The 8,749-nt window shown below is 62.9% G+C and carries 6 protein-coding genes and 4 pseudogenes; 8 read left to right on the plus strand and 2 right to left on the minus strand.

Annotated elements, in window-relative coordinates:
• Positions 1 to 96: 96 nt before the first annotated feature.
• The gene (gene lon, locus NA637_RS08435; RefSeq protein ID WP_256071847.1) at positions 97 to 2,478 is read right to left on the minus strand and encodes an endopeptidase La; all 2,382 of its coding nucleotides are present in this window, start codon (positions 2,476 to 2,478) and stop codon (positions 97 to 99) included.
• Between the two features lie 131 nt (positions 2,479 to 2,609).
• On the opposite strand from lon, the pseudogene NA637_RS08440 reads away from it, so the two are divergent.
• The 3 pseudogenes from NA637_RS08440 to NA637_RS08450 form a co-directional block, all read left to right on the plus strand.
• Positions 2,610 to 3,127: pseudogene (locus NA637_RS08440) on the plus strand (AraC family transcriptional regulator); the annotation flags it as partial.
• Positions 3,122 to 3,355: pseudogene (locus NA637_RS08445) on the plus strand (aldehyde dehydrogenase family protein); the annotation flags it as partial. The pseudogenes NA637_RS08440 and NA637_RS08445, both read left to right, overlap by 6 nt.
• Before the next feature lie 48 nt (positions 3,356 to 3,403).
• Positions 3,404 to 3,607: pseudogene (locus NA637_RS08450) on the plus strand (sodium:solute symporter family transporter); the annotation flags it as partial.
• A gap of 98 nt (positions 3,608 to 3,705) precedes the next feature.
• Here NA637_RS08450 and NA637_RS08455 read toward each other — a convergent pair.
• Complete coding sequence (locus NA637_RS08455) at positions 3,706 to 3,930, minus strand: DUF3203 family protein (protein WP_073300986.1); 225 nt, start codon at positions 3,928 to 3,930, stop codon at positions 3,706 to 3,708.
• A 185-nt stretch (positions 3,931 to 4,115) separates the two neighbouring features.
• Between NA637_RS08455 and NA637_RS08460 the strand changes: the two genes are divergently transcribed.
• The 5 genes and pseudogenes from NA637_RS08460 (at position 4,116) to NA637_RS08480 (ending at position 8,517) form a co-directional block, all read left to right on the plus strand.
• The gene (locus NA637_RS08460) at positions 4,116 to 4,220 is read left to right on the plus strand and encodes a HAMP domain-containing protein (protein ID WP_256071848.1); all 105 of its coding nucleotides are present in this window, start codon (positions 4,116 to 4,118) and stop codon (positions 4,218 to 4,220) included.
• A 251-nt stretch (positions 4,221 to 4,471) separates the two neighbouring features.
• On the plus strand, positions 4,472 to 5,956 hold the full coding sequence (gene putP / locus NA637_RS08465; protein ID WP_256071849.1) for a sodium/proline symporter PutP: 1,485 nt from the start codon (positions 4,472 to 4,474) through the stop codon (positions 5,954 to 5,956).
• A 171-nt stretch (positions 5,957 to 6,127) separates the two neighbouring features.
• Positions 6,128 to 6,295 carry a hypothetical protein gene (locus NA637_RS08470; protein ID WP_256071850.1) on the plus strand — a complete coding sequence of 56 codons (168 nt, stop codon included), beginning with the start codon at positions 6,128 to 6,130 and terminating at the stop codon, positions 6,293 to 6,295.
• Positions 6,296 to 6,330: 35 nt separating this feature from the next.
• Positions 6,331 to 7,227 (plus strand): annotated as a pseudogene (locus NA637_RS08475) (LysR family transcriptional regulator); the annotation flags it as partial.
• A gap of 528 nt (positions 7,228 to 7,755) precedes the next feature.
• Positions 7,756 to 8,517 carry an ATP-binding protein gene (locus NA637_RS08480; protein WP_256071851.1) on the plus strand — a complete coding sequence of 254 codons (762 nt, stop codon included), beginning with the start codon at positions 7,756 to 7,758 and terminating at the stop codon, positions 8,515 to 8,517.
• The last annotated feature ends 232 nt before the right edge of the window (positions 8,518 to 8,749 follow it).

Raw genomic sequence — 8,749 nt, forward strand, 5'->3', positions numbered from 1 at the left:
AGGCGCCAGGGCCGGTGGGTAAAGCCATTCGCAACGGCGACGGGCTGCACGCAAGCGGAAGGGACCGTGCCGCCGGTCTCGGCCCCTGATCCGGTATCAGAACAAGACCTTGACCACGTCACTGAAGCGCTTGGCGAAGTGCATCGTCAGGCCTTCTTTCAGATAGTCCGGCAGCTCCTCGAAATCTCCGCGATTCAGCTCCGGGATGATCAGTTCGTTAAGCTTCAAGCGCCGCGCCGCGATGACCTTCTCGCGCAGCCCACCGATCGGCAGCACCAGCCCGGTCAGGGTTAGCTCGCCGGTCATGGCCACGCCTTTCTTGGGCGCCTGGTTGCGTGCCAACGAGAGCAGCGCGCTGGCCATGCTGATGCCAGCACTGGGCCCGTCCTTCGGCGTCGCGCCCTCCGGCACGTGCATGTGCACGAAGGCCTGATCGAAGAACTCCGGATCGCCTTTGAATTCCTTCAGATGCGAGCTCACATAGCTGAAGGCAATTTCGGCCGACTCCTTCATCACATCGCCCAGCTTGCCGGTGAGCTTGAAACCTCGGTTGAGCGTATGGATGCGTGTTGCCTCGATGGGCAACGTTGCGCCTCCCATGCTGTTCCAGGCCAGGCCGGTGACCACGCCGACCCCGGCAAGCAATTGCTCGGGATGCCAGAACGGCATGCCCAGGTAGCTCTCGATATCTTTCGGGCCGATCTTGATCTTGCTCTCTGGCTCGTCGAGCAGCTTGACCACTGCCTTACGCACTACCTTGCCGAGCTGCTTGTCCAACTGACGTACCCCGGCTTCCCGAGCATAGCCTTCGATCAGGCTGCGCAACGCGCTATCGCTGATCCCCAGACGATTCTTCGGCACGCCAGCACGCTCCAGCTGCCGCGGCCAGAGGTGGCGTTTGGCGATCGCCAGTTTCTCTTCCGTGATGTAGCCGGACAGGCGAATGATTTCCATGCGGTCCAGCAATGGGCCGGGAATCGAATAGAGGCTGTTGGCGGTGCAGACGAAGAGCACCTTGGACAGGTCCAGGCGCAAATCGAGATAGTGATCGAGAAAACCCACATTCTGCTCTGGGTCGAGGGTTTCCAGCAGGGCTGACGCTGGGTCACCCTGGTGGCTGCTACCCAGCTTGTCCACCTCATCGAGCATGATCACCGGGTTCATCACTTCGACTTCCTTGAGTGCTTGCGCCAGTTTGCCGGGCAGGGCACCGATGTAGGTGCGGCGATGGCCCTTGATCTCGGCCTCGTCGCGCATGCCGCCGACGCTGAAGCGGTAGAAGGGGCGGCCCAGCGACTCGGCGATCGACTTGCCGATGCTGGTCTTGCCGACGCCTGGCGGGCCGACCAGCAGCACGATGGAGCCGGCTATCTCGCCGCGGAATGCGCCGACGGCGAGGAACTCGATGATCCGGCTCTTGATGTCGTCGAGGCCGGCATGATGCGCATTGAGCACTTTGCGAGCATGTTCGAGGTCGAGCTTGTCCTTGCTGTACAGCCCCCAGGGCATCGACGTGGCCCAGTCCAGGTAGTTACGGGTTACCGCATACTCCGGCGAGCCGGTTTCCAGCACCGAGAGCTTGGTCAGCTCGTCGTCGATCCGCTTCTGTGCGGCGGGAGGTACCACCTTGCCTTCCAGCCGCGAGCGGAACTCGTCGGCGTCGGCGCTGCGATCGTCCTTGGTGATGCCCAGCTCGTGCTGAATGATCTTCAGCTGCTCCTTGAGGAAGAACTCGCGCTGGCGTTCGCCGATCTTGCGGTTGACCTCGCCGGTCAGCTCTTTCTGTAGCTTGGCGACCTCGACTTCCTTGCGCAGCAGCGGTAGCACCTTTTCCATGCGTTTGAGCACCGGCACGGTGTCCAGGACTTCCTGCAGCTCGATGCCCGGCGCCGTGGTCAGGGCGGCGGCAAAATCGGTCAGCGGCGACGGCGCGTTCGGGCTGAAACGGTTGAGATAGTTCTTCAACTCTTCGCTGTACAACGGGTTGAGCGGTAGCAGTTCCTTGATCGCATTAATGAGCGCCATGCCATAGGCCTTCACCTCGTCTCGTGGGTCTTCGTCGCTTTGCGGGTAGTCCACTTCCACCAAGTACGGGGGTTTACGCCGCAGCCAGCCGCGGATACGCACCCGCGCCATGCCCTGTGCAACGAACTGCAGCTTGCCGCCTTCCTTGGAGGCGTGATGGATGCGAACCATCGTGCCGTGTTCGGGCAGGGCATCCGGATCGAAGCTGGTGACGTCCTGGGCTGGCGTATCCATGAAGAACAGGGCCAGGCGTTGATGGGGTGTTTTCGAGACCAGCTCGAGCGTTTCCGCCCAAGGGTGCTCGTTGACGATGACCGGCAGGACCTGCGCCGGGAAGAACGGCCGGTTGTGCACCGGGATCACATAGAGCTTGTCCGGCTGATCCTGGTCGGGCAGAACCAGCCCGGTGGAGGATACGCTCTGCTCGAATTCCTGATTGCTATCGTCGTTCATGAGGCACCTGTCTCGAGTACATGCTCCTTAGATGGGTATCGTTGGAATGATTTCAATCTATCTGAGCCCTTGCCGTTTTCCGGCCTGGCCGGGAAAGCGCCAGCGCCTCCGGTAGAGCGCGGTGCCCCTCCATGCTCAACGCCCGTCTGCTGCGCCTTGATGACAAGGTTCACGAACACGCGCACGACTACCACCAGTTGGTACTGTCGCTGTCGGGCAGTGCCGCGTTTGAGGTCGACGGCGCGGGCGGTGAGGTGTGCCGTATGCGGGCCTGCCTGGTGCCGGGATACGCCGAACACGAATTCGCCGGCAAGGGTGATAACCGCATGCTCATCATCGACCTCGATGAGCAGGACCTCAGCGCCGACGATCCGCGGCGGCTGGCGCAGTTGTTCGAAACGCCTCGTTATCCGGTGCTGGATGCCGACTTCCACAACCTGCTGATTACGCGGGCGCCGAACTGGCCCGTTATGGCAGCGACCCGTCGCTGGCACGGGCACTGGGTGGTGTGCTGTTGCGTGCGTTGCACTTGCGGGTGTTTGGCGAGGCGACACACCCGCCGAAAGGGCCACTGGACATCGCGCGCCTGGATGCGCATATCGAAAGCAATCTGGCGCGCCGGATCAAGGTAGCCGAGCTGGCGAACGTGGTGCGCTTCGATGCGGCAGATATGGAGAAGGTCGTCGCCGACACCAACGCCACCGGATACGGCCTGACCCTCGGTATCCACAGCCGCAACGAGGAAACCGCAGCCGGCATCGAAGCGCTGGCGCGGGTCGGCAACCTCTACGTCAACCGTAACCAGGTGCGCGCGGTGGTCGGTGCGCAGCCGTTCGGTGGCTGTGGCCTGTCCGGCACCGGCCCTCTGCCAGGTGGCACCGGGAATACCCTCGCGCCCATCCACAACAACTAACGAGGGATCAAGATGAGCATCAGTACTCCCACCTTGATCGCGTTCGTGATCTACATCGGCGCCATGCTGCTGATCGGCTTCATCGCCCTGACGCAGGACTTCTACAAGGCCATGCTGCGCAAGGATGCTTCGCAGACCGAGCTGGTCTGGGTCGGCCGGGCGATGGTGCTGCTGATCGCCTTCATCGCGCTTGGCATCGCATCGAACCCGGACAGTAACCAAAAACCCCGCTGCCGGCATTCCGGCAGCGGGGTTTTCTTTTTTATCCGCGACCAACCGTTAACCGCTGGTCGGCGACGGCTGATGTGGCGTGCTTAGTCGTCGACAACAAGGTTCTTGCGATCGTCCTTGGCGCCTGCTGCGATCAGATGCTCGGCCATGTCTTCGGTCACGTGAACGCTATGGCCGCTGATATGAGCCATGGACATCCGAGCTGCTGGATCTGTCGAGACTCGCACGTCCTTGATGGCGCAGGTATGGGTGGCGTTTTCGAGAGTGGTTGAACAAGTGCCGTTCGCAGTATCGATGTTGACTGTCATGGCGGGTCTCCTCGGGGGTGCGATGGAGCCGCACTGGAAGGTGCAGCTACTCAGGGTGAGACCGTAGCCAGGACGATCCGTTTGTGCGTAGCGGTAATTGAATCCGACGATCCATGGTTCGCTGTCAGTATGCGGGTCCTGCTGATTACGCTCGTTGGCCTGATCGCTCCCTGTTGGGGGCGCTGATGCTGGCGCGTAGCCTTTCAGGACCGATGAGCGCGCTGGCTCAAGCCGCCCAGCGGGTCGGTCGCGGTGACTACCACACGCCCATCGAACTGGACCGCGAATGATGAAACCGGCAGCCTGGCCAAAGCACTGAACCAGCTGCAGCGCGGCATCGCCGAACGTCAGCAACCCCATCGGTCGTTCCGTTCGCACGTTTCTCAGTCAAAACTGCCCGGTCACGAGCAACGGCCACATCGAGACGCTATGCTTTCGTGCTAACCCGACCCATCCGTTGCCAACGCTGCGCCACAAGCGTTCGCGTTTCGTCAGTGGAGGCGGGGGGCCTGGTCCCCGCAGCACAAGGAAAACAAAACCAATGAATGTGAGTACCCCCACTCTGATCACCTTCGTGATCTACATCGCGGCGATGATCCTTATCGGTTTCACCGCCTACCGCGCCACCAAGAACTTCGACGACTACATCCTCGGCGGCCGCAGCCTCGGCAGTTTCGTCACCGCATTGTCGGCGGGCGCGTCCGACATGAGCGGCTGGTTGCTGATGGGGTTGCCGGGTGCGATCTTCGTTGCGGGCCTGTCCGAAAGCTGGATCGCCATCGGCCTCATCGCTGGCGCCTGGCTCAACTGGATCTTCGTCGCTGGCCGTTTGCGCGTGCACACCGAGCACAATCACAACGCCCTGACCCTGCCGGACTATTTTTCTCATCGCTTCGAGGACTCCAGTCGCCTGCTGCGCATCTTTTCGGCACTGGTGATTCTGGTGTTCTTCACCATCTACTGCGCCTCCGGCGTGGTAGCTGGAGCGCGCCTGTTCGAGTCGACCTTTGGGATGGAATACGGTACGGCGCTCTGGGTAGGTGCAGCGGCGACCATTCTTTACGTGTTCATCGGCGGCTTCCTCGCGGTGAGCTGGACCGATACCGTTCAGGCGACGCTGATGATCTTCGCGCTGTTGATCACCCCGGTATTCGTCATCCTCGCGCTGGGTGACATAGGCACCGCCATGGACACGATCGCGGCGCAGGATCCGTCGAATTTCGACATGTTCAAGGGGTTGTCCTTCATCGCCATCATCTCGCTGCTCGGCTGGGGCCTTGGCTACTTCGGTCAGCCTCACATCCTGGTGCGCTTCATGGCGGCCGACTCGGTGAAGACCATTCCCAACGCCCGCCGCATCGGTATGACCTGGATGATCCTGACGCTCGCAGGCGCTGTAACCGTGGGCTTCCTCGGTATCGCTTACTTCGCCGACAACCCCGCGCTGGCCGGTCCGGTCACCGAGAACGGCGAGCGGGTGTTCATGGAACTGGTCAAGCTGATGTTCAACCCCTGGGTGGCCGGCATCATTCTCTCCGGCGTACTGGCTGCCGTGATGAGTACCCTCAGTGCGCAACTGCTTGTCAGCTCCAGCGCACTGACCCAGGACTTCTACAAAGCCTTCCTGCGCAAGGGCGCGTCGCAGACCGAACTGGTCTGGGTCGGTCGCGGCATGGTGCTGCTGATTGCCCTGATTGCCATCGGCATCGCGTCAAACCCGGACAGCAAGGTGCTGGGATTGGTGTCCTACGCCTGGGCCGGCTTCGGCGCTGCATTCGGGCCGGTGGTGTTGATCTCGCTGGTGTGGAAGCGCATGACCCGCAACGGTGCGCTGGCGGGCATGTTGGTCGGCGCTATCACCGTGGTGGTGTGGAAGGAATTCATCGGTCTCGGACTGTACGAAATCATCCCAGGCTTCATCCTCGCCAGCATCACCATCTATGTGGTGAGCATCATGGGCAAGGAGCCGGCGGCTTCCATTCAGCAGCGCTTCGAAGTGGCAGACGCGGAGTACCACGCGGGCTAAGTGGGGACTCGACAGGATCGTCCTTCGCTGGTGATGATCCTGTCGCACCTCAGTTGCCGTGTAACTTCGACTCAATCGGAAGAAGATGCCTCTGTCGTCGAGGCGCGCAGCGGCGGATACTGCTCCCAGGCGCCAGCCCTCGGCGTCCAGCGGAAATCCAGGAGTATTCCAATGAAAGCGCAATCCGTGATGACTCGCACCGCAGCCGTCGTGCTGGCGGCTCTGTTGATGACTGGCTGCAGCCTGCGCTTGCCAGGCGTCGGTATTGACATCGGAGATGGTGGCGGCCACGGCGGCAATCACTGCCCGCCGGGCCAGGCAAAGAAGGGCAACTGCTGACTCCAGGCGCAACCCCTCCCTGAGCTAAATGGCGACTTCGCTGTTTCATCGCCGTGGCCGAGGAGTTGCACTTTCGCCGGGCGGCGGGGCGGCTGCATGTGGAGCAGTCGCCCCTGTCGCGCACGATTCGCCAACTGGAGGCAGGCCTGGGCGTGATGCTGCTGGAGCGCACGACGCGCGGCGTGCGCCTGACCCCGGCCGGCCAGGTGTTCCTGGAGGAAGCCCGGCGCGTGCTGCTCACCCTTGAGCAAGCCCGGACCAAGGCGCGGGCGGTGGCGGCGGGACACCGGGGCACCCTGCGCATCGCCTTGGCCGGCTGCGTCGGGCGGGCCCGGCTGTCGGCGCTGCTCGCGCTGTGCCGGGAGGAGGCGCCGGAAGTGGGCATCCGGCTGTTCGAGGCGCCGCTGTCGCAGGTGGTGGGCGGGCTGGGCAACGCCCTGTACGACGCGGCCTTTGCGATGGCCGGCCAGATGGAGACCGGGCTGGTCGCCACGCCGGTGTGGCAAGACCCGCTGGTGGTGGCCATACCCGCGCGGCACCCCTTGCTGGCGCACAAGCGGGTGCCGCTGGAAGAGGTGATGAGCTACCCGCTGGTGCTGTGCCACCCGCAGGTGTGTGAGGAATGCAGCCGGCAATGCGAGCGCCTGCTGCGCCGGGTGGAGACACCGCCGGTCGTGGCCGAGTACGTGACGACCCACTCGCTGATGCTGGCCCTGGTGGCGGCCGGCTATGGCGTGGGATTTTCCAGCGCGGCGCACGTGGCGGCACGCCGGCAGGCGGACGTGATCGTCCGGCCGCTGGATGAAGGCTCGGCAGCGCTGACGACCTACCTGCTACATCCCGAGGGCGCGATGGCGGAGCCGCTGCGCCACTTCATCGACCGTGCGCAGCGTGTCGGCCATATGCCGTTGGATACGCAACGGCTCGCATGAGGCTGCTTCAGGCGGGTTGGCCGATTCCATTTTGGTCAAAGCGCCAGACCTGTTTTGCCACATCGGAATTCCATTGACGCGGTGCACGGGCGCGCTGCACTCAGGCGTTGCTCTCGCTTGCGGTTGGCATCCTGCGCTGAAATTCGCATGCCCATCGTGGCGCGTCACAGGGAAGACGCGCGGCGCAACAGTGCATGCCGTATGCGCATCGGCTCTGGCGTGTTGAGGTGATCGCGCTTTACCGGGCCTTTTCCCCTGCAAAGACTTTGGCCTGGGTATCCGGGTCAGGCATGGCGCCTGCGAATGACGCTGGTGACAGCATGTTTCGCGGCTTGCAAATTGTGAGTGATGGTGCAATGCGCGGCAAGGCGCGCATCTCGCAACGAAACCGGCGGCATCGCCGATGCCACGGTCTTCGCCGCTTCGCCACCTGCTCGTTTCGCCCGGAGAGTCCACAGCCACACACGCCGCCTGTACGGCGGGTGCGCGTGCCTGGACTCGGTTCGATGGCGAATGGAGGCGCGCGATATGCCGAAGTCGAGCAGCCTGGCCGATGGCGCGAAAACCTACTACCGCCCGATCGAGGCGGCAATCCGCTGGAGTGGATTGCTGCGCTTCGAGCGGCGCATCCTGGCGACCTTGGGACAGCGGCCTCTGCCGGAGGCAACGGAGTTTCCGCGCTGGCCGATGCTGCGATTGAACACCGAAAGGATCTTCGATGCGCTGGCCCACGGCGAGATGCGGTATGGCAAGGATGGCTTGGTGCGGGGCACGCAGAGCCTCGCGATGGACGACCCGTCGCTGACGGTGCGGCACGTCGATCTGAAAGCCTGGATGGCGCACCACTACCCCGGCGAGAGACCGGCGTTTCTGTTCGATGAGATCGAGCGTGCGCTTCATCCGGCGATCAGCCTGGACACCGTGGGCGCATTGCTGGCCGAGCGGGAAGCGATCAAGGCGCGGCTGGCGGAACACCTGGGCGTGCATCAGACGCTGCGCGCCGAGCACGAGGTGCTGCTGAAGACGCACGCCGCCTGCGCGGCCGACACGGAGCGTGCAAACACGCCGGGGCCGCGCAGCGAATCGACCTACCTGAACATCGTTGGCGGGTTACTGACGCTGCTGCTGGGCAAGTCGCCCAGCGGCATGCCGTATTCCAGCTTCCTGACGCAGGAGGCCATCATCAGCGCGATGGTGGCGCACCACGGCAACGCGATGGGCATCACCGAGCGCACCCTGCAGGCCAAGTTCGCAGTGGCTCGGCGCAATCTGCACAGCACAACTTCCTGAACGATGCCAGACCGTATCTGCGGTCGCGGATACCGCATTTGCGGTGTCTTTCTTCAACCCGGCGTTCTTAACCCATATTTGTCAACTTCCCCATACAAATCGAGCCAAATCCGGGCGAGTGCAGCGCTAAGTTATTGATTATTGGCGACTGACGGCTGTCTGCGCGCAATGTAGTGCCATAATATTTTAAATGTCTCTTGTGCGGTGACTGCGGTTGCAGTAGCGTCCGAAA

Source organism: Stutzerimonas stutzeri, assembly GCF_024448935.1.
Lineage (GTDB): Bacteria > Pseudomonadota > Gammaproteobacteria > Pseudomonadales > Pseudomonadaceae > Stutzerimonas > Stutzerimonas stutzeri_AO.